Here is a 23,470-nt window from a genome sequence, read left to right as displayed (position 1 = left end):
TCGTCACTTGAGACGCGCGCCGCGCGGAACCCCCCACTCCTACGGAGACGTTCCGACCTGTGTCGCGGCCGCGGGAGGGGAACGACATCAAGTGACCAGCAATTCCTACCGCCGGCGCGCTCTGCGCACGGCGGCCATCGGCGTGACCCTGGCCGCCACCGCGGCCTCCGGCGCCTTCTTCGCCACCGCCCAGGCCACCGAGGCGCCGTCGACCGCGCCCGCCGCGGACCGCCCGGACCCGACCGCTCCGGCCAAGGAGAAGGTCAAGCACGACCTCGAGGGCCCGTTCAGCAAGCAGCAGGCGCAGGCGCGCGAGGCTGCCCTTGACCAGGTGCTGGCGGGCAAGAAGGGCGTGGAGCAGCGGGGCGCCTCCAAGGTCGTCAAGCTCGACGACAAGAAGTACGTCGAGCTCGGCCGCGAGAAGACCGACAAGATCTTCACGATCCTCGTCGAGTTCGGCGACCAGGTCGACAACCAGACCATGTTCGACCCGGACGGCCCGGAGGGCCCGAAGCCCCCGGTCGTGAAGTACGGCGGCACCCCCGGCCCGCTGCACAACACGATCGCGCAGCCGGACCGCGCCAACAACAACAGCACCGCCTGGCGCAAGGACTTCAGCCGCGAGTACTTCCAGGAGCTGTACTTCGGTACGGGCCAGGGCAAGCACTCCCTGAAGACCTACTACGAGAAGACCTCCTCGGGCCGCTACTCGGTCGAGGGCGAGGTCTCCGACTGGGTCAAGATCCCGTACAACGAGGCCCGCTACGGCTCGAACTTCTGCGGCCAGAGCAACTGCTCCAACGTGTGGGACACCGTCAAGGACGGCGTCGCCGCCTGGGTCGAGGCCCAGAAGAAGGCCGGCAAGACCGACGAGCAGATCAAGGCGCAGCTGGCCCAGTACGACCAGTGGGACCGCTACGACTTCGACGGCGACGGCAACTTCAACGAGTCCGACGGCTACATCGACCACTTCCAGATCGTCCACGCGGGCGAGGACGAGTCGGCCGGCGGCGGTGTCCAGGGCAAGGACGCGCTGTGGGCCCACCGCTGGTACGCCTACGGCACCAGCGCGGGCAAGACCGGCCCGGAGAACAACAAGGCCGGCGGCACCCAGATCGGCAACTCGGGCATCTGGGTCGGCGACTACACCATGCAGCCGGAGAACGGCGGCCTCGGCGTCTTCGCCCACGAGTACGGCCACGACCTCGGCCTGCCGGACCTGTACGACACCTCCGGCGGCGGCGAGAACGGCGTCGGCTTCTGGTCCCTGATGTCCGCCGGCTCCTGGCTCGGCGAGGGCAAGGACTCCATAGGCGACCTCCCGGGCGACATGACCGCCTGGGACAAGCTCCAGCTGGGCTGGCTGAACTACGACACGGCCAAGGCCGCGACGAAGTCCACCCACAAGCTCGGTGTGGCGGAGTACAACACCAAGGACAAGCAGGCGCTGGTCGTCGAGCTGCCGAAGAAGAAGGTCAAGACCGACATCACCGCCCCCGCCGAGGGTTCCTCGCAGTGGTGGAGCGGCATGGGTGACGACCTCAAGAACACCCTGACCCGCTCGGTCGACCTGACCGGCAAGAAGTCCGCCGCCCTCTCCCTCAAGGGCTGGTGGGACATCGAGAAGGACTACGACTACCTCTACACCGAGGTGTCCACCGACGGCGGCGCCACCTGGACCGCCCTCGCCGGTACCGCGAACGGCAAGGCCCTCCCGGTCGACGCCGCGGGCGCCCCGGCCCTGACCGACGTCTCCGGCGGCTGGCAGGACCTGAACTTCCCGCTGGACGCCTACGCCGGCAAGAAGTTCGACCTGCGCTTCCGCTACCAGACGGACGGCGGCGCGGGCGGCAAGGGCTTCACGGCCGACGCGGTCACCCTGACCGCCGACGGCTCCGCGCTGTTCACCGACGGCGCCGAGAACGGCGACAACGGCTGGACCGGCAAGGGCTTCTCCCGCATCGGCGCCGGCTTCACCAAGGAGTACGAGCAGTACTACATCGCGGAGAACCGCCGCTACGTGTCGTACGACTCCACCCTCAAGGTGGGCCCGTACAACTTCGGCTGGGCCAACTCCCGCCCGAACTGGGTCGAGCACTACCCGTACCAGGACGGCCTGCTGATCTGGCTGTGGGACAAGTCCCAGAAGGACAACAACACCAGCCAGCACCCGGGCCAGGGCCTGATCCTGCCGATCGACGCCAACGCCAAGCCGATGAAGTGGTCGGACGGCACCCTGCTGCGCAACAAGATCCAGCCGTACGACGCCACCTTCAGCGCGTACTCGACGGACGCGTTCACGCTGCACAACAAGGGCGAGTCGCTCTTCCTGAAGCCGAAGCCCGCGAACCTGGTCTTCGACGACCACAAGGGCAAGTACTACTACGACGAGAACCCGACCGGCTCGGTGAAGGTCACTGACACCAACACCAAGATCAAGATCCTGAAGGAGGCCTACGACGGTCTCCAGATGACGGTCGAGGTCGGCCCGTCCTCCAAGTAATTCGGTAAAACCGCTGGTCACAGCATGATCGGCCGTCGCCCCCTAGCGGGCGGCGGCCGATCGCGTTTAGATGCGGAAGCGACCTGTGTTGACCAGTGTTATTGACATCCAGCTGACGGGGGAGACGTACAGCATGCCTGCAGGAGGTTTCACCAGGCTCCCGAACGGGAGCGTCGTCGTCGCGCTGACCCTGCCCAGACCGGCGGGGAGCAGCGACACCGGGCCCGTACGGGTCCTGGTCCACGCGGCGAACCGGGCCCGCGCCCTGACCAGGCTGCGAAACCTCGGACTGCGCGCGGTGTACCTGCGCGGCAACACCGAGCCGCCGACCCCGGACGAGGTCACGGCCGTCCTGCACCACCCGGACGGACTGCTGTGGCGGGCCGTCCCGGACCACGCGGGCGAGCTCTGGCACCCGATACGGGCCCTGCTGCGCGGCGCCTGAGCACGCCTGCGCGCCCCCTCAGGCGGCCCGTACGACGGGGGTGCCGACCAGGTCGACCCCGGCCGCCCGGAGCTCCTGCAGGGCCCGCTCCGTGGTGCGCGGGGCCACGCCGGCGGTGAGGTCGAGCAGGACGCGGGTGCGCAGACCTGCGCGGGCGGCGTCCAGGGCGGTGGCCCGCACGCAGTGGTCGGTGGCGATGCCCACCACGTCCACCTCGGTGACCTGCCGCTCGTGCAGCCAGTCGGCGAGCGGGGTGCCGTTCTCGTCGGCGCCCTCGAACCCGCTGTACGCGGCTTCGTACGCGCCCTTGTCGAACACGGCGGCGACGGCCCCGGAGGCGACGGCGGGCGCGAAGTTCGGGTGGAACCCGACGCCCTCGGTTCCGGCCACGCAGTGGGCCGGCCAGGAGGTCTCGTAGTCGGGTTCGGCCGGCGGCCGCGCGAAGTGGGGGCCCGGGTCGATGTGGTGGTCGCGGGTGGCCACGACGTGGCGGTATCCGGCCGTGGACTGCCCGATGAGCTCGGTGATGGCGGCGGCGACGTCGGCCCCGCCGGCGACCGCGAGGCTGCCGCCTTCGCAGAAGTCGTTCTGGACGTCGACGACGATCAGTGCGCGGTGCATGTCGCATGCCCTTCGGCTGGTGGTTGTGGTGCGGTGTGCGGCGGCCTCTGCGCGGGCTCTTCCCCCGCCCCGCCCCTTCCCGAAACCGGGGACTCCGCCCCGGCCCCGGCGCCTCGAACGCCGACGGGGCCGGATTTTCCAGCCCGCGCGGCGCCGGGCCGGGGCCCGGCGGTCAGACGTACTCGGTCGGGATCACGGCGTCGCCGCGCGAGAGCTGCGTCGCGGACAGCGGGAGCCCGGCGCGGGCCTCGCGGTGCCGGTCCCGGGCGGCCTCCAGCGGCTCTCGGGCGACCACCTCGCCGCCCTTGACCAGCGGGACCAGCAGCTGCCGGTCGGCCAGGGCCGCCGGGACCGGCCCGGTCCCGACCACCTCGGCCTCCGCGACGCCGTCCGCGTCCGGGCGGCGGGCGGCCCACTTGCGGCCGCCGATGGAGGTCTTGCCGCCCGTGGCCTTCTTCGCGACCGGCACCAGCGGCGCCTTGGGGTCGGCGGACTCGGCCCGCGCGACCAGCTTGTAGACCATGGAGCAGGTCGGGTGCCCGCTGCCCGTGACCAGCTGCGTGCCCACGCCGTACGCGTCGACCGGGGCGGCCGCCAGCGAGGCGATCGCGTACTCGTCGAGGTCGGAGGTGACCACGATCCGCGTCCCGGTGGCGCCCAGCTCGTCCAGCTGCTGGCGCACCCGGTGCGCGACGAGCAGCAGGTCCCCGGAGTCGATCCGGACCGCCCCGAGCTCCGGGCCGGCGATCTCCACGGCCGTGCGGACCGCCTCCGCCACGTCGTACGTGTCCACCAGCAGGGTGGTGCCGCGGCCCAGCGAGGCCACCTGGGCGGTGAACGCGTCCCGCTCGCTGTCGTGCAGCAGGGTGAAGGCGTGCGCGCTGGTGCCGACGGTGGGGATGCCGTAGCGGAAGCCGGCCGCCAGGTCCGAGGTGGAGGCGAAGCCGCCGACGTACGCGGCCCGCGAGGCGGCCACGGCGGCCAGCTCGTGGGTGCGGCGCGCCCCCATCTCGATCAGCGGCCGGTCGCCGGCGGCCGAGGCCATCCGGGAGGCGGCGGCCGCGATCGCCGAGTCGTGGTTGAGGATCGACAGGACGGCGGTCTCCAGGAGCACGCACTCGGCGAAGCTGCCCTCGACCCGGAGGATCGGTGAGCCGGGGAAGTACACCTCGCCCTCCGGGTAGCCCCAGATGTCACCCGAGAAGCGGTACGAGGAGAGCCAGTCCAGGGTCCGCATGTCGACGACGGCCCGCTCGCGCAGGAACTCCAGGACGGCGCTGTCGAAGCGGAAGTTCTCCACCGCGTCCAGGACGCGGCCGGTGCCGCACACCACGCCGTAGCGCCGTCCCTCGGGCAGCCGGCGGGTGAACACCTCGAAGACCGAGCGGCGGTCGGCGGTGCCGTTCGCCAGGGCGGCCTGCAGCATCGTGAGCTCGTAGTGGTCCGTGAAGAGCGCTGTCGACGGGACGTCCACCGGCAGGCCCACCCTCCCCCGGCCACCGCTGGGAGGTGCCCCCGGCCCACCGCCCTTCTGAGGAAGCGGCGCCTCGCGCCCTTGCTTTTCCGGTCGCTCCGCAGGGTTCATGCCAGGGATGCTAGCGCACATCTCGTCAGAGTGACGAAATGGGTCCTGTTTGTGCAACGGGCCTGTCGCAGTGGCAGCATGGGACAAGTGAGTGTTGCTCCCATTGAGATCGAACGCACCGAATCGGCCGAAGAGGCATCCGCGGTCCCCGAACCCGACGTCCCCTGGGTGACTCTGGTGCACAACGACCCGGTCAACCTCATGAGCTACGTGACGTACGTGTTCCAGGCGTACTTCGGCTATTCGAAGGACAAGGCGCACAAATTGATGCTCGACGTCCACCACAAGGGGCGGGCGGTCGTGTCCAGCGGCACCCGCGAGGAAATGGAGCGCGACGTGCAGGCCATGCACGGCTACGGCCTGTGGGCGACCCTCTCCCAGGACCGGAAGTGATGGGACGGTCCACCGGCATGTTCGAAGCCCTCAAGGGCGGCGGGGCCGCCATCGCGCTGGACGAGATCGAGATTTCCATCCTGCGCTCCCTGGCCGTTCAGCTGCTGGAGCTCATCGGCCCCGGCGAGCCCGAGCCGGACGCCGGGGCCGACCCGCTGGCCGCCCTCTTCGCCGAGGGCCCCACCGAGCGCCCCTCCGACCCGGCACTCGCCCGGCTCTTCCCCGACGCCTACGGGCCCGGGCCCGGCCCCGCGCAGGAGGGTGCGGACCCGGCCGAGGCGGCGGCCCACTCGGCGGAGTTCCGCCGGTTCACCGAGAACGACCTGCGCACCCGCAAGCGCCAGGACGCGCTGGCCGTCGTACGCAGCCTGGACGGGCTCACCCCCGGCACTGGCGGGGCGGCGGTGCTGGAGCTCACCGGAGAGCTGCCGCTGCGCTGGCTCGGCGCCCTCAACGACCTGCGGCTGACGATCGCGGCCCGGCTGGACATCACCGAGGACGAGGAGAGCGCCACCCTCTACCGGCTCCCGGACGAGGATCCGCGCAAGCCGATGGTGATGGCGTACCTCTGGCTCGGAGGCCTCCAGGAAACCCTGATCGAAACGCTCTGAGAACCCTCAGCAAACGCTCAAATCAGAATAACGATCAGATCACCGCCATGCGGTGATCTGATCTTTTTCTTGTCCCTTGTCCTGTTTTTATCGGGCACAGCGCCACTTTTACGCCCTTCGGCCGTCCCCGAATCGTGATAAATCTTCACGACTGCCGGAGGGGCGCCACCCATGTCCCCGCCGGCCTGCTTGAACCGGCTGACCGCCGGCGTGCAACTCCATCCGTATCCGGGGGGATCGAGGACCCGATCCGCAGCCAGTCAGGCGCGGGTCGGCGTGGAGAAAGGCGCACAGAAACATGACCTCAGCGCAGGTCGAGCAGCACCACACGGCATCCGGCGAGGGAACCGGGGCCGACAACGGGGAGGGGTACCACCGCACGCTCGGCGCCCGCCAGATCCAGATGATCGCGATCGGCGGGGCCATCGGAACCGGCCTCTTCCTGGGCGCCGGCAAGGCCATCTCGAAGGCCGGACCGAGTCTCATCCTGGCCTACGCCATCGCAGGCCTGGCCATCTTCTTCATCATGCGCGCCCTGGGCGAGCTGCTGATGTACCGCCCGGTCTCGGGCTCCTTCTCGGACTACGCCCGCGAGTTCCTGGGCCCGTTCTGGGGATACGCCACCGGCTGGACCTACTGGCTCTTCTGGGTGGTCACCGGCATCACCGAGGTCACCGCGGCGGCCAAGTACATGTCGTACTGGACCCACGACAGCTTCCCGCAGTGGGCGTACGCACTGATCTTCACCGTCATCCTCTACGCCGCGAACCTGATCTCCGTGAAGCTCTTCGGCGAGCTGGAGTTCTGGTTCTCCATGGTCAAGGTCACCGCCATCGTCGGCATGATCCTGATCTGCGCCGGCATCCTCACCATCGGCTTCTCCGACGCCGCCGCCGGCGCATCCTTCGCCAACCTGTGGAACGACCGCGGCTTCTTCCCCAACGGCATCGGCGAGACGCTGATGACGCTCCAGATCGTCGTCTTCGCCTTCCTGGCCGTCGAACTGGTCGGCGTCACCGCCGGCGAGTCCAAGGACCCCGAGAAGACCCTGCCCAAGGCCATCAACACCGTGCCGTGGCGCATCGCCGTCTTCTACGTCGGCGCCCTCATCATGATCATGTCGGTCATCCCGTGGTCCGAGTTCAAGGCGGGCGAGAGCCCCTTCGTGCTGGCCTTCGAGAAGATGGGCCTCGGCATCGGCGCCGCGATCGTCAACTTCGTCGTCCTGACCGCCGCCCTGTCCTCCTGCAACTCCGGCATGTACTCCACCGGCCGCATGCTGCGCGACCTCGCGCTCAACGGCCAGGGCCCGAAGTTCTTCACCAGGCTGACGAAGAACGGCACCCCGCTGGTCGGCACCACCTTCTCCGCCGCCCTGATGCTCGTCGGCGTCTGGATCAACTACGTCGCCCCCGGCAAGGCCTTCGACTACATCGTCTCCTTCGCCACCATCTCCGGCATGTGGGCCTGGATCGTCATCCTCGTCTGCCAGATCCGCTACCGGGCCAAGGTGCGGCGCGGCGAACTCCCCGCCTCCCCGTTCCAGACGCCCGGCGCACCCTGGACCAGCGGCCTCTCCCTCGCCTTCATCGGCGTGGTCATCGTGATGATGGGCGCCGACGCCGACGCGCGCGTCTCGCTGTACTGCGCCCCGCTGTGGGCGCTGGTCCTCGGCGTCTCCTACCTCGCGCTCAAGCGCCGCAACCCCGCCGCAGCCGCCTTCAACAAGGCCGGCAGCAGCACGTCCTGACCGGCACCCCGACCGGCGCACCGACTGCCGCCCGACCGCCGCCCGACCGCGGCCCACAGGCCGCGTGTCCAGCATGCGGGCCCCCGCGTACCACACCTCGGTACGCGGGGGCCCGTCTGCTTATCCTGTCGCTCATGCTGACCCTCACCCAGGCCCTGTACGACCAGATCGTCGCGCACGCGCGCAAGGACCACCCCGACGAGGCGTGCGGCGTCGTGGCCGGCCCGGCGGGCACCGGCCGCCCCGAGCGGTTCATCCCCATGCTGAACGCGGCCCGCTCGCCCACGTTCTACGAGTTCGACTCCAAGGACCTGCTGAAGCTGTACCGCGAGATGGACGACCGCGACGAGGAACCCGTGATCGTCTACCACTCGCACACCGCCACCGAGGCCTACCCCTCGCGCACCGACCTCACCTACGCCAACGAGCCCGGCGCGCACTACGTCCTGGTTTCCACCGCGGACACCGACGGACTGGGGGAGTTCCAGTTCCGCTCCTACCGCATCGTCGACGGCGTCGTCACCGAGGAAGAGGTCGAGGTCGTCGAGGCCTACTGACCAGGATGCGAGCCGGACAAGTCCACGATGCGGGATCACACTCCAATCGCCGGACCGGGAATCGTTAACATGACCGCATGGTTCCTCCCGACGTGAGCATCGAGACGCCCGGCAGACTGCTGCTCGTGGCGCGGCTGCACGTCGACCTGTGCCGCCTCGCCAGCAGCATCTGTCCTGCCGCCTGAGCACCGCAGCCCCTCGCGCGGGGGCCTTGAGCCGCGCGCCCTCAACCCCTCCCCGCACCACTTCACACTGGAGCCTGCCATGGCCATCGAGGTCCGCATCCCCACCATCCTCCGCACCTACACCGACGGCGAGAAGGCCGTGACCGGTGAGGGCAGCACCCTTTCCGAGCTCTTCGCGGACCTGGAGACGCGCCACAAGGGCATCGAGGAGCGCATCGTCGAAGGCGGCAAGCTGCGCCGCTTCGTGAACGTCTACCTCAACGACGAGGACGTCCGCTTCCTCGACGGCATCGCAACCCCCCTCAAGGACGGCGACAGCGTCACCATCCTCCCCGCGGTGGCCGGCGGCGCCGCCTGATGCGCTACGACTCCCCGCTCGCCGCGGTCGGCAACACGCCGCTCGTCCGGCTGCCCCGGCTGTCGCCCTCCGAGGACGTCCGCATCTGGGCCAAGCTGGAGGACCGGAACCCGACCGGCTCGATCAAGGACCGCCCCGCGCTCCACATGGTCGAGCAGGCCGAGAAGGACGGCAGGCTGCACCCCGGCTGCACGATCCTGGAGCCCACCTCCGGCAACACCGGCATCTCGCTGGCGATGGCGGCGAAGCTCAAGGGCTACCGGATCGTCTGCGTCATGCCCGAGAACACCAGCCAGGAGCGCCGCGACCTTCTCACCATGTGGGGAGCCGAGATCATCTCGTCGCCCGCGGCGGGCGGGTCGAACACCGCGGTCCGGGTGGCCAAGGAACTGGCCGCGGAGCACCCCGACTGGGTGATGCTCTACCAGTACGGCAACCCGGACAACGCCGGCGCCCACTACGCCGGCACCGGCCCGGAGATCCTGCGCGACCTGCCGACGGTCACCCACTTCGTGGCGGGCCTGGGCACCACCGGCACCCTCATGGGCGTCGGCCGCTACCTGCGCGAGCACAAGCCCGACGTGAAGATCGTCGCCGCGGAGCCGCGCTACGACGACCTCGTCTACGGCCTGCGCAACCTCGACGAGGGCTTCGTCCCCGAGCTGTACGACGCCTCCGTCCTCACCACCCGCTACTCGGTGGGCTCCGCGGACGCGGTCACCCGCACCCGCGAGCTGCTCCAGCAGGAGGGCATCTTCGCCGGCGTCTCCACCGGGGCCGCACTGCACGCGGCGATCGGCGTGGGCCGCAAGGCGGTGGCCGCCGGCGAACCGGCCGACATCGTGTTCGTCGTGGCCGACGGCGGCTGGAAGTACCTGTCGACCGGCGTCTACACCGCCCCGACGACGGAAGCGGCCATCGAGGCCGTCCAGAACCAGCTCTGGGCCTGACCCAACCAGCTCTGGGCCTGACCCCGCCCCGGGCCCGCGGCGCCCCGCGGGCCCGGCGGCCACGGGCGGCCACGGGCTCCGGGGTACGGCGTACGGCTCCGGGGCGAAACGGGCCACGGCTCCCGGGGCACGGGTTACGGGGACAGCAGGTCCGCCAGGACGGCCGCGTGGCTCGACTCCGGGTCGCGGACCGCGGTCAGCAGCGTCACCGGACCCCGGGCCGCCAGCTCCCGCAGCCGCGACAGCTCCGCCTCCGCCTCCGGCTCCGCCAGCTCCGCCTCGTACCGCCGCCGGAACTCCTCCGGCGAACCCCCGCCCCCGTGGTACCAGCTACGCAGCTCCCCGGACGGGGTCACCGCCTTCGGCCACTCGTCCACCGCGGCCGCCGCCTTCGCCAGCCCCCGCGGCCACAGCCGGTCCACCAGGACCCGCACCCCGTCCGCCTCCGGCTCCGGCGGATCGTAGACGCGCCGCACCCGCACCCCGCCCGCCTCCGCCGCCATCAGCCGCCTCCTCCGAGCCCCTTGACCTCGTCCCACACCGCGGGGTCCAGCACCCCCAGCCTGGTCCGGAACTCCCACACCCACACCTCCGACGGCCGGTCCGCCTCCAGGTATCCCACCCGGCCCGGCGTCACCCCGACCGTCCCCGGCGGCAGCGGGATCACCCCGGCCCGCCGGTCGTCGTACTTCCCCGTGATCCACGCGACACGCGCCCGGTGACCCCGCACCGACGCCGCCGCCAGCACCAGGCACGACCGCCCGTCCGCCAGCGTCCACAGCTCGCCCGCCCGCGGCCGCGGCGCCGGACCCGGCCCGTGCGGCGGCGGCGCCCGCCGGTCGATCCCCGGCCGACGCCCCGCGACCAGCACCAACACCATCACGGCAACCAACGCGAGGGCCGCGGGCCACCAGGACGTATCCATAGTCCGACGGTAGCCGCGCCCGCCGCCCAGGGCACGCAACCACCCCCGGACGGCCCCGGCACGCCCGTACACACCGTCGCTCCCCCGGGTGACACCACAGGTGATTCCCCCCACAACGGCCTGCCGCGGAGGAGCGACCCGACGTTTCGCGCCTTACGCTCGACCCACGCACGGCCCGCATTCCGTCCACGGACCGTCCCCGGAGGTTCTCGCTCCATGAAGCTCACCGTCGTCGGCTGCTCCGGGTCGTTCCCGTCCGCGGAATCGGCCTGTTCGAGCTACCTCGTCGAGGCCGACGGCTTCCGGCTGCTCCTCGACATGGGCAACGGCGCCCTCGGCGACCTGCAGCGCCACTGCGGCCTCTACGACCTCGACGCGATCTTCCTCAGCCACCTGCACGCCGACCACTGCATCGACATGTGCGCGTACTTCGTGGCCCGCTACTACCGGCACGACGGCGGCCGCTGCGGCACCATCCCCGTGTACGGGCCCGAGGGCACCGAGAAGCGCCTCACGACCGCCTACGAGGACGTCCCCGACGAGCGCTCGATGAGCGAGGTCTTCGACTTCCGCACGCTGAAGTCCGGCACCTTCGAGATCGGCCCGTTCCAGGTCCGCACCGAGCGCGTCAGCCACCCGGTCGAGGCGTACGGCATCCGCATCGAGCACGACGGCCGCTCGCTGGCCTACTCCGGCGACACCGGAGTCTGCCCGGAGCTCGCCCAGCTCGCCGACGGCGTCGACCTGTTCCTGTGCGAGGCCTCCTTCACGCACGGCAAGGAGGACATCCCGGACCTCCACCTCAACGGCCGCGAGGCCGGGGAGTACGCGTACGGCGGCCAGGTCGGCCGACTCGTCCTGACGCACATCCCGCCGTGGACGGACCCCCGGCAGAACCTCGCCGACGCCCGCGCGGTCTACGGCGGCCCGGTCGACCTCGCACACGCGGGCGCCGTCTACGAGGTCTGACCCCCGGCCCGGCACCTGAGCTGCTGCACGGCCGCCCACCGACCACACGGCGAAGCCCCCGCCCTCCCATCCGGGAGAGCGGGGGCTTCGCGGCGTACGGCAGCGGCTGCGCCTACTTGGCCTCGGCCTTCTGCAGCTCGGCCAGCTCCTCGTCGGACTCGCGGCCCGGCGTCGGCAGGTTGAACCTGATGATCGCGAACCGGAAGATCGCGTAGTACAGGACCGCGAAGCACAGGCCGACCAGCGCCAGGCCCCACGGGTTGGTCGCGATGCCGAGGTTCAGGGCGAAGTCGACCAGGCCGGCGGAGAAGCCGAAGCCGTCCTTCATGCCGAGCGCCCAGGTCAGGGCCATCGAGACACCGGTGAGCACCGCGTGGACCGCGTACAGCACCGGTGCGATGAACATGAACGTGAACTCGATCGGCTCGGTGACACCGGTGACGAAGGAAGTCAGCGCGAGGGAGAACATCATGCCGCCGACGGCCTTGCGGCGCTCGGGCCGGGCGCAGTGGACGATCGCGAGGCAGGCCGCAGGCAGGGCGAACATCATGATCGGGAAGAAGCCGGTCATGAACTGGCCGGCGCTCGGGTCGCCGGCGAGGAAGCGGGCGATGTCGCCGCTCTTGCCGTTGTACTCGCCCGCCTGGAACCAGGGGAAGGAGTTCAGCAGGTGGTGCATGCCGATCGGGATCAGGGCGCGGTTGGCGACACCGAAGATGCCCGCGCCGACGGCCCCGGAGCCCACGAGCCACTCGCCGAGGTTGTGCAGGCCCGCACCGAGGACCGGCCAGACGAGGCCGAAGACGATGCCGATCAGCAGGCCCGCGAAGGCGGAGAGGATCGGGACCAGTCGGCGGCCGCCGAAGAAGCCCGCCCAGTCCGGCAGCTTGGTCCGGTAGAACTTCTGGTACAGCAGAGCGACGACGATGCCCATGACCACGCCGCCGAGGACGCCCGCGTTGACCGGTGCCTCGACGTTCACGATCTTGCCGTCGACGACCTTGGCGACCTTCGGCAGGTTCGAGTCGGTGAAGGTGGCGAGTACGTTCTTGAAGACCAGGTAGCCGGTGACCGCGGCCAGCGCGGTGGAACCGTCCGACTTCTTGGCGAAGCCGATCGCGATGCCGACGGCGAACAGCAGGGCCATGTTGCCGAGGATGGCGTCGCCGCCCGCGGCCATGTAGCCGCCGAGCTTCTGGACGAACCCGGGCAGCGACTTGTCGGCCAGCATGTCGTCCTGGCCGAAGCGGACGAGGAGCGCGGCGGCGGGCATCACCGCGACGGGCAGCATGAGGCTGCGGCCGATGCGCTGCATGACAGCCATCGCGCCGGCGCCCTTCTTCTTCGCGGCCGCGGGGGCGGCAGCCGTGGTCACAACTTCCTCCAGAGGGCAAGGCGCCGCCAGAGGACACGGGGAAGGCGACGTCTTCGTTCGGGGGTGGCGCGGGCCCGGAAACGGCCCGCGTGGTCTACACCAATGACCTGGTGTAGACCAGTTGTAGCACGGTGGGGGTTAGATAAGGAACCTTCGATTTTTTGTGGCGTGCACCACACTCACCGCCCCTCCCGGCAGGAGGCCCACCGAACCCCCGAAGGCCAGAACCGGAACACGCCGAAGCCCCGGACCGGACCGATCCGAACGGCCCCGGGGACAGCAGGCGGAATCGCCCCGCAAGGCCCGGCTACGCCTGGATGTTCTCCCGCTCCATCCGGTCGATCTCCTCATCCGACTCCCGGCCCGGCGTCGGGATGCCGAACCTGGTGATGGCGAAACGGAAGATCGCGTAATACGCCACCGCGAAACACAGCCCGATCGGAACGATCAGCCACGGCCTGGTCGCCAGCCCCCAGTTGATCACGTAGTCGATCAGCCCGGCCGAGAAGCTGAACCCGTCGTGCACCCCCAGCGCCCAACTCACCGCCATCGACACACCCGTCAGCAACGCGTGGAGCGCGTACAACGCCGGCGCCACGAACAGGAACGAGTACTCGATCGGCTCCGTGATCCCCGTGACGAACGACGTCAGCGCCACCGACAGCATCAACCCGCCCACCTCCGCGCGCCGCCGCGGCTTCGCGCAGTGCGTGATCGCCAGCGCCGCCGCCGGCAGGGCGAACATCATGATCGGGAAGAAGCCCGTGGTGAACTGCCCGGCATCCGGGTCACCCGCCAGGAACATGTTGATGTCACCGTGCACCACCGTCCCGTCCGGCTTCGTGTAACTGCCGAACTGGAACCAGACGGGCACGTTCAGGAACTGGTGCAACCCGACCACCAGCAGCGCACGGTTCGCCACACCGAACACACCCGCACCCCACGCCCCGAGGCCCACCAGCCAGTCGCTGAAGTCCTCCAGCCCCGCGCCGATCGGCGGCCACACCCACAGGCACACCACCGCGAAAACGATCGCCACGAACGACATGATGATCGGCACCAGCCGCCGCCCGTTGAAGAAACCCAGCCAGTCCACCAGCCTCACCCGGTGGTACCGCTGCCAGAACCACGCCGTCAGCAGCCCCATGATGATGCCGCCGAACACCCCCGGGTTCTCATACGAGAAGACCGAGATCGCCCCCTCCGCCGTCTGGCAGCCCACCGGCTCGACCGTCGTCGCCGGCTCCGGGCAGGGCTTCGGGAACTGGTGCAGCACCCCGAAGTAGACGAGGAACCCCGCGACCGCCGCCAGCGCCGTCGAGCCGTCCGCCTTCTTCGCCATGCCGATCGAGACGCCCACGCAGAACAGCAGCGGCAGACCCAGACTGCCGTCCAGCAGCGCGCCGCCCGCACCCGCCATCACCTTGGCGACGTTGTCCCAGTCCAGCCCCTGCGAACCGAACACATCGGGCTGGCCCAGCCGGTTGAGGATGCCGGCGGCCGGCAGCACGGCGATCGGCAGCTGGAGGCTGCGGCCCATCTTCTGCAGCCCCTGGAACAGACCGTTCCACCACTGCTGCCCTGGTGCTGCGGCGGCACTGTCGGCACTCATCCGCTTCCTCCCTGGCCGGACCGCCCGTTTGGGCAGGTGCCCTCCGTACGGCACACTGGTGTAGACCACTCCGGGCGATCCGTACCCGCCCGCCCGGAAGGCAGGTTGCCGCTGATCGTCATCATTCGACAGAAGCAACACCCGCGCTCGCGAAGCTGGGCCAACAGTGGGCTACCGTGACAAACCGGAGCGCACTGGCCGGACCAGAGCCGCCGAGACTCGTTCTTCGCAGAACTTCAGGGAGAAACACATGGCCACCAAGGCTGAGAAGATCGTCGCCGGGCTCGGCGGCATCGACAACATCGAAGAGGTCGAAGGCTGCATCACCCGCCTGCGCACCGAAGTCGCCGACCCCGGCCTCGTCGACGAAGCCGCCCTGAAGGCCGCCGGCGCCCACGGCGTCGTCAAGATGGGCACCGCCGTCCAGGTCGTCATCGGCACCGACGCCGACCCGATCGCCGCCGAGATCGAAGACATGATGTGAGACCGGTCCCCGCCGCCCGGCCGCCCCGGCCGCCCCGAGCGCACTGACCGCCGAAGACCTCGTCCCGGAGCACACCCAGCCCGGCCGACGGGGTCTTCGCGTACCCCCGCACCCACTAGGCTCGGAACCATGTCACGCATCGACGGCCGCACGCCCGAACAGCTCCGCCCGGTCACCATCGAACGCGGATGGAGCAAGCACGCCGAGGGCTCCGTCCTCATCTCCTTCGGTGACACCAAGGTCTTCTGCACCGCCTCCTTCACCGAAGGCGTCCCGCGCTGGCGCAAGGGCAGCGGCGAAGGCTGGGTCACCTCCGAATACTCGATGCTGCCCCGCTCCACCAACACCCGCGGCGACCGCGAATCCGTCCGCGGCAAGATCGGCGGCCGCACCCACGAGATTTCCCGCCTCATCGGCCGCTCGCTCCGCGCCGTCATCGACTACAAGGCCCTCGGCGAAAACACCATCGTCCTCGACTGCGACGTCCTCCAGGCCGACGGCGGCACCCGCACCGCCGCCATCACCGGCGCCTACGTCGCCCTCGCCGACGCCGTCGCCTGGGGCCAGCGCAAGAAGCTGATCAAGGCCGGCCGCAAGCCCCTGACCGGCACCGTCGCCGCCGTCAGCGTCGGCATCGTCGACGGCGTCCCCCTCCTCGACCTCTGCTACGAGGAGGACGTGCGCGCCGAAACCGACATGAACGTCGTCTGCACCGGCGACGGCCGCTTCGTCGAGGTCCAGGGCACCGCCGAAGGCGAGCCCTTCGACCGCAAGGAGCTCAACGCCCTCCTCGACCTCGCCGCCGGCGGCTGCGCCGACCTCGAGGCCATCCAGCGCGGCGCCCTCGCCCTGGAACTCTGACCCGCAACGCCCGGGGGCGCGAGCGGCGAGAACCATGCGCCGCACTCCTGCGTCCTTGTGACCGACGGGCGCACGGTGACACAGCCGTGCGCCCACAGACATACAGACAGCCGCACAGCCGCATATCCGTGTTCGTGAGGGGACCCGCATGAAGCTCCGCATAGCCGCCGTGGCCGTGACCGCCGCACTGACGCTCCCGGCCCTGACGGCCTGCGACGCGATCTCGACGGCCATGGACTGCGCCAACACGGCCGTGGCCATCACCGACGGCGTCGGCGAGCTCCAGCAGTCCGTCTCCAACGCCGGCAACAGCCCGCAGGACGCCCAGAACGCCCTCAACAAGATCGAGCAGAACCTCAAGAAGATCGGCGACCAGACGGACAACACCGACCTCGGCAAGGCGATCGACTCCATGAACACCGCGGTCAAGAACGTCCGCGACTCCATCCAGAGCGGCAACAAGACCCCGGACGTCACCCCCGTCGCCGACGCCGCGAAGGAAATCTCCAAGGTCTGCACCCCCAGCTGACACTGGGCAAGGCGGGCAGGAGGGTGCCGTCACGGCGCCGCGATAATGGGCGCCATGACCTCGACGCCCTCCACCCCCCGCCTCGTCCTCGCCACCCGCAACGCGGGCAAAGTGGCCGAGCTGCACCACATCCTGTCCGACGCAGGCCTGCCCCACGAGCTGGTCGGCGCAGACGCGTACCCGCACGTCCCGGACGTCAAGGAAACGGGCGTCACCTTCGCCGAGAACGCCCTCCTCAAGGCCCACGCTCTGGCGCAGGCCACCGGCCTGCCCGCCATCGCCGACGACTCCGGCCTCTGCGTCGACGTCCTGAACGGCGCCCCCGGCATCTTCTCGGCCCGCTGGGCCGGCACGCACGGCGACGACAAGGCCAACCTGGACCTGCTCCTCGCCCAGCTCTCCGACATCGCCGACGAACACCGCGGCGCCCACTTCGCCTGCGCCGCGGCCCTCGCCCTCCCGGACGGCACCGAACGTGTCGTGGAGGGCCGCCTCCAGGGCATCCTCCGCCACAGCCCGGAAGGCACCGGCGGCTTCGGCTACGACCCGATCTTCCAGCCGCTGGACGACACCCGCACCACCGCGCAGCTCACCCCGGAGGAGAAGAGCGCCATCTCCCACCGCGGCCAGGCCTTCCGCGCCCTGGTCCCCGTCATCCGTGACCTCGTGGGCTGACCGCCCGTCACGCCGGAACGCCACAGGCCCCGTGCGCTGTGCGCACGGGGCCTGTGTGCAGTGTGGTGCGGTCGGGGGGACTCGAACCCCCACGGGTATTACCCCACTGGGTTCTAAGCCCAGCGCGTATCGCCTATTTCGCCACGACCGCGACAAACCGGACACTGTGGACATCCGCCCCGGTGTGCTGCGGCTAGTCTACGGCCGGACCGTTCCGATGGGCGACAGTCGGCGTCCTCCCCGGCACCAGGTGCTGGTGATGGCATGACAGTTGGGGCAGAGCAAGCGGAGGTTTTCGCGCCGGTCGTCGCTCCAGTCGCCGTTGACGTGGTCGACCTCCAGCGTCATGGGGCGGCCCTGCCAATGCGAGGTCACACCGCACCGGTCACAGCACTCGGGCACGCCGACCTCCCTGAGGGCGCGTCGCAGCAGACTCGTCCGGGTGCGTCGCGCCCCGTCGTGCTTTACGAGGATGTCCGAGGCCTGCTTTCGTGGCGTTGTCCCGGGCTTGCCGCGCTGGTGGCCCTGGCCGAGGAAATGCCCGGTCGAGAGGCCGTCCTCACGGATCCACCGCTTGAGGGAAGCGCACTGGCTGCCGGAAACGGCTATCCCGAGCCGTCGCAGTGTCTCCGCGAGCGAGTACGAGGCGGCAACCGCGTCACGCAGGGCCGCACCGTCGGGCCTCGTGTGGCGTTGGTACTTCCGACGGCCGAAGTGGGAGAGGTCGATGCCGAACTTCCGGAACCGCTCTCTGAGGTAGGTGTCGAGCCTGGGGTACCTCTTGGTGCCCAGAAAATCGATCACCTCGTCCATGCTCGTGCACTGGGCTGCGGCTTCGGTGAGTCGTTCTCGGGTGTAGCTCGTGCCTGTCGTCATCGACGTCCCTTCGCGCGGCCGCGGTAAGTGTCCGTGGTGGAGTGGCAGTTCGGGCAGAGGAAGCGCAGGTTTTCCCGGCGGTTGTTGCGCCAGTCGCCGTCGATGTGGTCGATCTCCAAGGGGAGCGGCTCGCCCAGCCACACCGCCTCGATGCCGCAGTCGGCGCACTGCTCCTCGACCCCGGTCTCCAGGAGCGCGCGCCGCAGGCGCGTGTTCGGCACGCGTCTGGCGTGGGGTGAGCGGTCCTCCTGCAGGATCTCGGCTGCGGACCGGCGACGTCGGTTGTCCTGCATGCGTTCGGTGCGGCGTGGCGGCGTGAAGTGAGAGGTGTCGATACCGAAGGCCTTCACCTTGCGGCTGATGTGGGTGTGGTGCCCGCCCACCGGGTCGAGACCCAGTCGGTGGAGGACCTCGTACATGCTCGTGGACGCGGCCACCGCCTCGGCTAGGACCTCCCGCGTCCACTTCACCCCCTCCCGCTCGAAGTGGGACGTGTCCACGCCGAGCTTGCGCATCCTGTCGTGTACGTACCGGCGCAGATCCCTCCGTGGCTCGCTGCCCAGCTTCACCACCGCCTCGCTCAGCGTCCGCGACGTTCGCGCCGCCTCCGTGAGCCGTTCCCGCGTGTACCGGGTCACCGGCATCGGTCACCCCACCCCTTCGCTTCCGTTCTCGGTCACCGCCTGTGCGTGCGGCCCTCGCACGGAGTAACGGATCGATAGTCGGACGGTTACGGGTGGATGTGTCCGATAAACGGAACGGCCCGCACCGGTTTGGTGCGGGCCGTTCCGAGGGCAGGGCGGATGTCAGATGCCCAGATCCTTGATGATCTTGGCGACGTGGCCGGTGGCCTTGACGTTGTAGAGGGCGCGTTCGACCTTGCCCTCCTCGTCCACGATCACCGTGGAGCGGATCACCCCGGTCACGGTCTTGCCGTACAGCTTCTTCTCGCCGTAGGCGCCGTACGCCTCCAGGACCTGCTTCTCCGGGTCGCCGACGAGGGTGACCTTCAGGTCCTCCTTCTCGCGGAACTTCGCCAGCTTCTCCGCCTTGTCCGGCGACACCCCGATGACGTCGTAGCCGGCCCCGGCCAGCACGTCCAGGTTGTCGGTGAAGTCGCAGGCCTGCTTGGTGCAGCCCGGCGTCATCGCGGCGGGGTAGAAGTACACGATCACCTTGCGGCCCTTGTGGTCGGCGAGCGAGACCTCGTTTCCGTCCGCATCGGGCAGGGTGAAGGCAGGGGCGGTGTCGCCCGGCTGGAGTCGCTCGCTCATCTCGACAGTCTCCTCGGGAGGTGGATCGCTACGCCACGAGACTAAGCTGACAGACTGTCCATGGCGGATCACGCCCCCATGCGACCAGACCATGGGCACGACCACGACGACGGAGGCAGCGCGGTGCCGGAAGCCAGGACGCCCGCACAGATCGAGGCGGATATCGTCCGCCGCCGGGAGCAGCTCGCCGAGACGCTCGACGAGATCGGTGTGCGCCTGCACCCGAAGACGATCGTCGGGGACGCGAAGGCCAAGGTCGTGTCGACGGTCGACCACACGGCGGGGCGGGCGGTCGTCGTGGTGAACCGCTTCGTGACGGACGTGCGGGACGGTCTGCGGGACGAGAACGGCGCGCCGCGCATGGACCGGATCGTGCCGGTCGCGCTGCTGGCGGCGGGCGTGGTCGGGGTGATCGTGGTGTCGGCGCGCCGCAATCGCTGAGGACCCTGCGGCGGACAGGCCGGGCGCGGGCGGGTAGTTTCGTGGGGTGAGCGACAACACCAACACCACCACCCACGACAAGCTGCCCATTCGCATGCTGCACGACCGCGTGCTCGTGAAGTCCGACACGCCCGAGGGCGAGCGGCGCTCGGGCGGCGGGATCCTGATCCCGGCGACCGCTGCCATGGGCAAGCGGCTGGCCTGGGCCGAGGTGGTCGCGGTCGGGCAGAACGTGCGCGGTGTGGAGCCGGGCGACCGGGTGCTGTACGACCCCGAGGACCGGGCCGAGGTCGAGGTGCGGGGCGCGACGTACGTGCTGATGCGCGAGCGGGACCTGCATGCGGTGGCTTCGGAGCGGCTGGAGGGGTCGAAGGACTCCACCGGTCTCTATCTCTGATCGTTCCGCCTCTGATCGTTCCACCTTTGGTCGTTTCTTGTCCGATCGGTTTTCCTCTCCGTCCGCAGCCGTAGTTGCGGCCGGCCAGTGGGCCGGTGACCTCGGTCACCGGCCCTTTTGCCGTGCTCCCGCCTTGCTACGGTGGGGTGCGAACCACCCCGACGAGACGCGCCGTACCGGGTTGACGACAAGACGACGCACCCCGTTTCCGCTCTCGTTCCGGAGGTGCCTGTCGTGGCCTGGGTTCTCCTTCTCGTGGCCGGTCTGCTCGAGGTCGGCTGGTCGATCGGCATGAAGTTCACCGACGGGTTCACGCGGCTGTGGCCGAGCGTGTTCACCGGTGCGGGGATCGTCGCCAGCATGGTGCTGCTGTCGTACGCGGCGAAGACCCTGCCGATCGGGACCGCGTACGGGGTGTGGGTGGGCATCGGTGCGGCCGGGGCGGCGGTGCTCGGGATGGCCGTGCTGGGTGAGCCGGTCACCGCGGCCCGGGTGTGCTTCATCGTGCTGTTGCTGGTGGCGGTGGTCGGGCTGAAGGCGACCTCCGGGCACTGACGCGGTGCCGGCCGGTTGCAGCGCCGGCCGGCCGGGCAGCGCGCGTGGGCCGTCATTCCAGGTATTCGGAGGGCGGGCGGGTACGGGTGCGGGGGCGCGGGCCTTCGCCCGTGCCGCCCGGGGTGTCGGTGGTTCCGCCGGTGGCGGTTCCGCCGGCCCCGGTTCCGCCGGCCCCGGTTCCGCCGGTGGTCTCGCCCTCCGCGGTCTGGCCGCCGGTTGCGTGCCCGCCTTCCTGCTGCCCTTGGTCCTGGTCCTGGTCCTGGTCCTGACCTTGGTCCTGCTCCTGCTCCTGGCCTTGGTCCTGGCCTTGGTCCTGGCCTTCGTTCTGCCCGTCCCGCGGCCGGGTCGGCCGGCCCGGGTGCTCCGGCGGGAACGGCGTGTCGGGGGTGGCCTCGCCGGGCTCCTCCGGGGTCTGCGGTGCGAAGGGAGGCGGGGTGGCGGCTGCGCCGGGCTGGAGCTCCAGGTCGAAGTCGACGGGGTCGGTCGCCTCCAGGGCCGTCTTCGTGTACTGGGCCCAGATCCGGGCCGGGTAGCCGCCGCCTCCGATGCGGGCCTGGCCGAGTGCCCCGTACAGGGATTCCGGGGTGCCGGTGTCGGGGTCCTGGCCCATCATGGCCACGACGGTGACCAGGTTCGGGGTGTACGCCGCGAACCAGGCGGCGCGGTCGAGTTCGGCGGTGCCGGTCTTGCCGGCGGCCGGGTGGCCGGCGGCGAGGGCGGCGGTGCCGGTGCCGTTGTCGACGACGCCGATCAGCATGGAGGTGGTGGTGTCGGCGGCTTCGCGGCTGACGGCCTGGCGCGGGGTGCGGTCGGGGAGCGGGACGGTGTCGTCCCCCTTGGTGATCTTCTCGAGGAAGGTGTATGGGGTGTGCCGCCCGTGGTCGGCGAGGGTCGCGTACGCCTGGGCCATGTCGAGGACGCTGGCCTGCATGGTGCCGAGGGCCATGGCCGGGGTGGCGGTGAAGTTCGGGGTGCTCTCGGGGATGCCGAGGGCGATCGCGGTCCGCTTGACCTGGGCGGTGCCGACGTCGACGACCATCTGGGCGAAGACGGTGTTGACGGAGAGGTCGGTGGCGGTGGTGACGGGGATGGGGCCGTAGCTGATCTGGCCCTGGTTCTCGGGTGCGTACGGGATGCGCGTGCCGACGACGCTGCGCTTGTTGTCGCCGTTGTAGAGGGTGCCGGGGGTGATCAGGCGGCCGTCCTGGGTGCGGGAGTCGTTCTGGACGGCGGAGGCGAACACGAACGGTTTGAAGGTGGAGGCCACCTGGTAGTCGTGCCGGGTCGCGTTGTTGACGTACTGCTTGGTGTAGTCGATGCCGCCGTACATGGCGACGACCTTGCCGGTGGCCGGGTCGATGGAGGTGCCGCCGGCGCGGACGAAGCGGTCCACGGGGCGCTGTTCGGGGTCGAGTTTGCTGACCATCTGGTTGTCGACGGCGTCGGCGAGGTCGGTCTGGCGGCGGCGGTCGATGGTGGTGGTGATGCGGTAGCCGCCTTCGGCGAGGGTGTTCTCGTCGAGGATCTTGTGTTCGGTGATGTAGTCCTTGATGGCCTCGACGAGGTAGCCGCGCTGGCCGGAGAGGCCGGGGGCGGCGCGGACCTTGCCCGGTTCGGGGAAGGGGATGGCGGCGCGCTCGGCCTCGGTGAGCCACTTCTTCTTGACCATGCCGTCGAGGACGTAGTTCCAGCGGGCGATGGCGCGGGCGCGGCTGCGGGGGTGGGTGACGACGTCGAAGGTGCTGGGGGAGTTGAGGAGGGTGGCGAGGTAGGCGCCCTCGGCGGTGGTGAGCCGGCCGACGTCCTTGCCGTAGTGGGCCTGGGCGGCGGCCTGGATGCCGTAGGCGTTGCGGCCGAAGTAGCTGGTGTTGAGGTAGCCCTCCAGGATGTAGTCCTTCGATTTTTCGCGGCCCAGTTTGATCGCGATGAAGAATTCCTTGATCTTGCGGTTGATGGTCTGTTCCTGGCCCAGGTAGTAGTTCTTGACGTACTGCTGGGTGATGGTGGAGCCGGACTGCTTGCCCTTGCCGGTGAGGGTGTTCCAGGCGGCGCGGACCATTGCCTTGGGGTCGACGGCCCGCTCGGAGTAGAAGTCCCGGTCCTCGGCGGCGAGTACGGCTTCCTGCACCGTTCGGGGGATCTGGGAGAGCGGGACGTTGACGCGGTTGACCTCGCCGTCGCGGGCGAGTTGGGAGCCGTCGGAGTAGAGGTAGAGGTTGGACTGGGCGGTGGCGGCGGCGTTGGCGGGCGGGATGTCGACGAGCAGGTAGCCCGCGATGAGGGCGCCGCCGAGGAGCAGGGCGAGCAGCAGGACGCAGCCGAGGACGACGCGCCAGGTGGGGATCAGGCGGCGCCATCCGGTGCGCGGCCGCTTCGGTTTGGGTGTGGGGTGCTGTCCGGCGGGTTGGCCGGTGGGGTGTGCGGCGGGCTGTCCTCCGGGTTGTCCTCCGGACTGTCGGCCGGGGGCGTCCGGGTCACGAGGGGTCCAGCCAGGGGGCGGTGACTGGTCGCTCATTGCCGGGACTCCTCGAAGCTGTTC

Annotated in this window: 27 protein-coding genes, 1 tRNA gene and 1 riboswitch; of the genes, 17 read left to right on the top strand and 11 right to left on the bottom strand. The window is 70.0% G+C overall.

Annotated features, from left to right (window positions below; all coding sequences use genetic code 11):
* Positions 1-91 precede the first annotated feature (91 nt).
* Both AC068A_RS03270 and AC068A_RS03265 read left to right on the top strand, forming a co-directional pair.
* A complete protein-coding gene (locus AC068A_RS03270) occupies positions 92-2,503 on the top strand; it encodes an immune inhibitor A domain-containing protein (protein WP_478579941.1) in 2,412 nt (803 codons plus the stop codon).
* Between the two features lie 133 nt (positions 2,504-2,636).
* Complete coding sequence (locus AC068A_RS03265; protein WP_478579938.1) at positions 2,637-2,948, top strand: hypothetical protein; 312 nt, start codon at positions 2,637-2,639, stop codon at positions 2,946-2,948.
* 18 nt (positions 2,949-2,966) lie between these two features.
* Here AC068A_RS03265 and AC068A_RS03260 read toward each other — a convergent pair whose 3' ends face one another.
* Entirely contained in the window at positions 2,967-3,569 is a 603-nt protein-coding gene (locus AC068A_RS03260; RefSeq protein WP_478579936.1) for an isochorismatase family protein, read from the bottom strand.
* A 172-nt stretch (positions 3,570-3,741) separates the two neighbouring features.
* Positions 3,742-5,043 (bottom strand): nicotinate phosphoribosyltransferase, encoded by a 1,302-nt coding sequence (locus AC068A_RS03255; protein ID WP_478579934.1) that lies wholly within the window; start codon positions 5,041-5,043, stop codon positions 3,742-3,744.
* A 189-nt stretch (positions 5,044-5,232) separates the two neighbouring features.
* Between AC068A_RS03255 and clpS the strand changes: the two genes are divergently transcribed.
* The 7 genes from clpS (at position 5,233) to AC068A_RS03220 (ending at position 9,958) form a co-directional block, all read left to right on the top strand.
* On the top strand, positions 5,233-5,547 hold the full coding sequence (clpS, locus tag AC068A_RS03250) for an ATP-dependent Clp protease adapter ClpS (protein WP_478579932.1): 315 nt from the start codon (positions 5,233-5,235) through the stop codon (positions 5,545-5,547).
* Positions 5,547-6,158, top strand: a complete 612-nt coding sequence (locus AC068A_RS03245) for a DUF2017 domain-containing protein (protein ID WP_478579929.1) — start codon at positions 5,547-5,549, stop codon at positions 6,156-6,158. Before clpS ends, AC068A_RS03245 begins: the two co-directional genes overlap by 1 nt.
* 298 nt (positions 6,159-6,456) lie before the next feature.
* Positions 6,457-7,908 (top strand): amino acid permease, encoded by a 1,452-nt coding sequence (locus AC068A_RS03240; protein WP_478579926.1) that lies wholly within the window; start codon positions 6,457-6,459, stop codon positions 7,906-7,908.
* Positions 7,909-8,042: 134 nt separating this feature from the next.
* Positions 8,043-8,465, top strand: a complete 423-nt coding sequence (locus AC068A_RS03235; RefSeq protein ID WP_478579923.1) for a M67 family metallopeptidase — start codon at positions 8,043-8,045, stop codon at positions 8,463-8,465.
* Between the two features lie 77 nt (positions 8,466-8,542).
* Entirely contained in the window at positions 8,543-8,650 is a 108-nt protein-coding gene (locus AC068A_RS03230; RefSeq protein WP_360637723.1) for a putative leader peptide, read from the top strand.
* 79 nt (positions 8,651-8,729) lie between these two features.
* Positions 8,730-9,008 (top strand): MoaD/ThiS family protein, encoded by a 279-nt coding sequence (locus AC068A_RS03225; protein ID WP_478579922.1) that lies wholly within the window; start codon positions 8,730-8,732, stop codon positions 9,006-9,008.
* A complete protein-coding gene (locus AC068A_RS03220) occupies positions 9,008-9,958 on the top strand; it encodes a PLP-dependent cysteine synthase family protein (protein ID WP_478579920.1) in 951 nt (316 codons plus the stop codon). Before AC068A_RS03225 ends, AC068A_RS03220 begins: the two co-directional genes overlap by 1 nt.
* A 134-nt stretch (positions 9,959-10,092) precedes the next feature.
* Here AC068A_RS03220 and AC068A_RS03215 read toward each other — a convergent pair whose 3' ends face one another.
* Positions 10,093-10,461: a DUF488 domain-containing protein gene (locus AC068A_RS03215; protein WP_478579917.1), complete on the bottom strand. Its 369-nt coding sequence runs from the start codon at positions 10,459-10,461 to the stop codon at positions 10,093-10,095.
* A complete protein-coding gene (locus AC068A_RS03210) occupies positions 10,461-10,883 on the bottom strand; it encodes a hypothetical protein (RefSeq protein WP_478579916.1) in 423 nt (140 codons plus the stop codon). The genes AC068A_RS03215 and AC068A_RS03210 overlap by 1 nt, the downstream gene beginning before the upstream one ends.
* Before the next feature lie 216 nt (positions 10,884-11,099).
* Between AC068A_RS03210 and AC068A_RS03205 the strand changes: the two genes are divergently transcribed.
* Positions 11,100-11,852, top strand: coding sequence for an MBL fold metallo-hydrolase (locus AC068A_RS03205; protein WP_478579914.1), 753 nt, complete (start codon positions 11,100-11,102; stop codon positions 11,850-11,852).
* 112 nt (positions 11,853-11,964) lie between these two features.
* On the opposite strand, the gene AC068A_RS03200 is transcribed toward AC068A_RS03205, so the two are convergent.
* Positions 11,965-13,176 (bottom strand): PTS transporter subunit EIIC, encoded by a 1,212-nt coding sequence (locus AC068A_RS03200; protein ID WP_478580106.1) that lies wholly within the window; start codon positions 13,174-13,176, stop codon positions 11,965-11,967.
* Positions 13,177-13,534: 358 nt separating this feature from the next.
* A complete protein-coding gene (locus AC068A_RS03195) occupies positions 13,535-14,839 on the bottom strand; it encodes a PTS transporter subunit EIIC (protein WP_478579911.1) in 1,305 nt (434 codons plus the stop codon).
* Between the two features lie 166 nt (positions 14,840-15,005).
* Here AC068A_RS03195 and AC068A_RS03190 point away from each other — a divergent pair, with 166 nt between their 5' ends.
* The 4 genes from AC068A_RS03190 to rdgB all read left to right on the top strand — a co-directional run bounded on the left by AC068A_RS03190 (position 15,006) and on the right by rdgB (position 17,388).
* Positions 15,006-15,323 carry a PTS sugar transporter subunit IIB gene (locus AC068A_RS03190; protein WP_478579909.1) on the top strand — a complete coding sequence of 106 codons (318 nt, stop codon included), beginning with the start codon at positions 15,006-15,008 and terminating at the stop codon, positions 15,321-15,323.
* A 129-nt stretch (positions 15,324-15,452) separates the two neighbouring features.
* A complete protein-coding gene (gene rph, locus AC068A_RS03185; RefSeq protein ID WP_478579908.1) occupies positions 15,453-16,184 on the top strand; it encodes a ribonuclease PH in 732 nt (243 codons plus the stop codon).
* Between the two features lie 148 nt (positions 16,185-16,332).
* The gene (locus AC068A_RS03180) at positions 16,333-16,713 is read left to right on the top strand and encodes a hypothetical protein (RefSeq protein ID WP_478579905.1); all 381 of its coding nucleotides are present in this window, start codon (positions 16,333-16,335) and stop codon (positions 16,711-16,713) included.
* A gap of 54 nt (positions 16,714-16,767) precedes the next feature.
* Positions 16,768-17,388 carry an RdgB/HAM1 family non-canonical purine NTP pyrophosphatase gene (rdgB, locus tag AC068A_RS03175; RefSeq protein ID WP_478579902.1) on the top strand — a complete coding sequence of 207 codons (621 nt, stop codon included), beginning with the start codon at positions 16,768-16,770 and terminating at the stop codon, positions 17,386-17,388.
* Between the two features lie 63 nt (positions 17,389-17,451).
* Here rdgB and AC068A_RS03170 read toward each other — a convergent pair.
* The 4 genes from AC068A_RS03170 to bcp all read right to left on the bottom strand — a co-directional run bounded on the left by AC068A_RS03170 (position 17,452) and on the right by bcp (position 19,538).
* Positions 17,452-17,539 (bottom strand) — tRNA-Leu (locus tag AC068A_RS03170).
* Between the two features lie 47 nt (positions 17,540-17,586).
* Positions 17,587-18,264, bottom strand: coding sequence for an HNH endonuclease (locus AC068A_RS03165; protein ID WP_478579900.1), 678 nt, complete (start codon positions 18,262-18,264; stop codon positions 17,587-17,589).
* Positions 18,261-18,908 carry an HNH endonuclease signature motif containing protein gene (locus tag AC068A_RS03160; RefSeq protein WP_478579898.1) on the bottom strand — a complete coding sequence of 216 codons (648 nt, stop codon included), beginning with the start codon at positions 18,906-18,908 and terminating at the stop codon, positions 18,261-18,263. The genes AC068A_RS03165 and AC068A_RS03160 overlap by 4 nt, the downstream gene beginning before the upstream one ends.
* A gap of 162 nt (positions 18,909-19,070) precedes the next feature.
* Positions 19,071-19,538, bottom strand: a complete 468-nt coding sequence (bcp, locus tag AC068A_RS03155) for a thioredoxin-dependent thiol peroxidase (RefSeq protein ID WP_478579895.1) — start codon at positions 19,536-19,538, stop codon at positions 19,071-19,073.
* Positions 19,539-19,616: 78 nt separating this feature from the next.
* Between bcp and AC068A_RS03150 the strand changes: the two genes are divergently transcribed.
* The 3 genes from AC068A_RS03150 (at position 19,617) to AC068A_RS03140 (ending at position 20,931) form a co-directional block, all read left to right on the top strand.
* Positions 19,617-19,979 (top strand): DUF3618 domain-containing protein, encoded by a 363-nt coding sequence (locus AC068A_RS03150; protein WP_478579893.1) that lies wholly within the window; start codon positions 19,617-19,619, stop codon positions 19,977-19,979.
* A gap of 94 nt (positions 19,980-20,073) precedes the next feature.
* Positions 20,074-20,376: a GroES family chaperonin gene (locus AC068A_RS03145; RefSeq protein WP_478580103.1), complete on the top strand. Its 303-nt coding sequence runs from the start codon at positions 20,074-20,076 to the stop codon at positions 20,374-20,376.
* 140 nt (positions 20,377-20,516) lie between these two features.
* Positions 20,517-20,578, top strand: a riboswitch (guanidine-III (ykkC-III) riboswitch).
* A 32-nt stretch (positions 20,579-20,610) separates the two neighbouring features.
* Positions 20,611-20,931 carry a DMT family transporter gene (locus AC068A_RS03140; RefSeq protein WP_478579891.1) on the top strand — a complete coding sequence of 107 codons (321 nt, stop codon included), beginning with the start codon at positions 20,611-20,613 and terminating at the stop codon, positions 20,929-20,931.
* Positions 20,932-20,983: 52 nt separating this feature from the next.
* On the opposite strand, the gene AC068A_RS03135 is transcribed toward AC068A_RS03140, so the two are convergent.
* Complete coding sequence (locus tag AC068A_RS03135) at positions 20,984-23,446, bottom strand: transglycosylase domain-containing protein (RefSeq protein ID WP_478579888.1); 2,463 nt, start codon at positions 23,444-23,446, stop codon at positions 20,984-20,986.
* Positions 23,447-23,470 lie beyond the last annotated feature (24 nt).

The sequence above is a fragment of the Streptomyces sp. NPDC043854 genome (assembly GCF_056436005.1).
This window is presented reverse-complemented; position numbering and strand designations above follow the sequence as displayed.

What these genes read in the sequence shown, in the direction of transcription:
- AC068A_RS03265 (WP_478579938.1), top strand. Translation starts at nt 2,637, where the DNA reads ATGCCTGCAGGAGGTTTCACCAGGCTCCCGAACGGGAGCGTCGTCGTC.
- AC068A_RS03260 (WP_478579936.1), bottom strand. Translation starts at nt 3,569, where the DNA reads ATGCACCGCGCACTGATCGTCGTCGACGTCCAGAACGACTTCTGCGAA.
- clpS (WP_478579932.1), top strand. Translation starts at nt 5,233, where the DNA reads ATGGGACAAGTGAGTGTTGCTCCCATTGAGATCGAACGCACCGAATCG.
- AC068A_RS03245 (WP_478579929.1), top strand. Translation starts at nt 5,547, where the DNA reads ATGGGACGGTCCACCGGCATGTTCGAAGCCCTCAAGGGCGGCGGGGCC.
- AC068A_RS03240 (WP_478579926.1), top strand. Translation starts at nt 6,457, where the DNA reads ATGACCTCAGCGCAGGTCGAGCAGCACCACACGGCATCCGGCGAGGGA.
- AC068A_RS03235 (WP_478579923.1), top strand. Translation starts at nt 8,043, where the DNA reads ATGCTGACCCTCACCCAGGCCCTGTACGACCAGATCGTCGCGCACGCG.
- AC068A_RS03230 (WP_360637723.1), top strand. Translation starts at nt 8,543, where the DNA reads ATGGTTCCTCCCGACGTGAGCATCGAGACGCCCGGCAGACTGCTGCTC.
- AC068A_RS03225 (WP_478579922.1), top strand. Translation starts at nt 8,730, where the DNA reads ATGGCCATCGAGGTCCGCATCCCCACCATCCTCCGCACCTACACCGAC.
- AC068A_RS03220 (WP_478579920.1), top strand. Translation starts at nt 9,008, where the DNA reads ATGCGCTACGACTCCCCGCTCGCCGCGGTCGGCAACACGCCGCTCGTC.
- AC068A_RS03215 (WP_478579917.1), bottom strand. Translation starts at nt 10,461, where the DNA reads ATGGCGGCGGAGGCGGGCGGGGTGCGGGTGCGGCGCGTCTACGATCCG.
- AC068A_RS03210 (WP_478579916.1), bottom strand. Translation starts at nt 10,883, where the DNA reads ATGGATACGTCCTGGTGGCCCGCGGCCCTCGCGTTGGTTGCCGTGATG.
- AC068A_RS03205 (WP_478579914.1), top strand. Translation starts at nt 11,100, where the DNA reads ATGAAGCTCACCGTCGTCGGCTGCTCCGGGTCGTTCCCGTCCGCGGAA.
- AC068A_RS03200 (WP_478580106.1), bottom strand. Translation starts at nt 13,176, where the DNA reads ATGGCTGTCATGCAGCGCATCGGCCGCAGCCTCATGCTGCCCGTCGCG.
- AC068A_RS03195 (WP_478579911.1), bottom strand. Translation starts at nt 14,839, where the DNA reads ATGAGTGCCGACAGTGCCGCCGCAGCACCAGGGCAGCAGTGGTGGAAC.
- rph (WP_478579908.1), top strand. Translation starts at nt 15,453, where the DNA reads ATGTCACGCATCGACGGCCGCACGCCCGAACAGCTCCGCCCGGTCACC.
- AC068A_RS03180 (WP_478579905.1), top strand. Translation starts at nt 16,333, where the DNA reads ATGAAGCTCCGCATAGCCGCCGTGGCCGTGACCGCCGCACTGACGCTC.
- rdgB (WP_478579902.1), top strand. Translation starts at nt 16,768, where the DNA reads ATGACCTCGACGCCCTCCACCCCCCGCCTCGTCCTCGCCACCCGCAAC.
- AC068A_RS03165 (WP_478579900.1), bottom strand. Translation starts at nt 18,264, where the DNA reads ATGACGACAGGCACGAGCTACACCCGAGAACGACTCACCGAAGCCGCA.
- AC068A_RS03160 (WP_478579898.1), bottom strand. Translation starts at nt 18,908, where the DNA reads ATGCCGGTGACCCGGTACACGCGGGAACGGCTCACGGAGGCGGCGCGA.
- bcp (WP_478579895.1), bottom strand. Translation starts at nt 19,538, where the DNA reads ATGAGCGAGCGACTCCAGCCGGGCGACACCGCCCCTGCCTTCACCCTG.
- AC068A_RS03150 (WP_478579893.1), top strand. Translation starts at nt 19,617, where the DNA reads ATGCGACCAGACCATGGGCACGACCACGACGACGGAGGCAGCGCGGTG.
- AC068A_RS03145 (WP_478580103.1), top strand. Translation starts at nt 20,074, where the DNA reads ATGCTGCACGACCGCGTGCTCGTGAAGTCCGACACGCCCGAGGGCGAG.
- AC068A_RS03135 (WP_478579888.1), bottom strand. Translation starts at nt 23,446, where the DNA reads ATGAGCGACCAGTCACCGCCCCCTGGCTGGACCCCTCGTGACCCGGAC.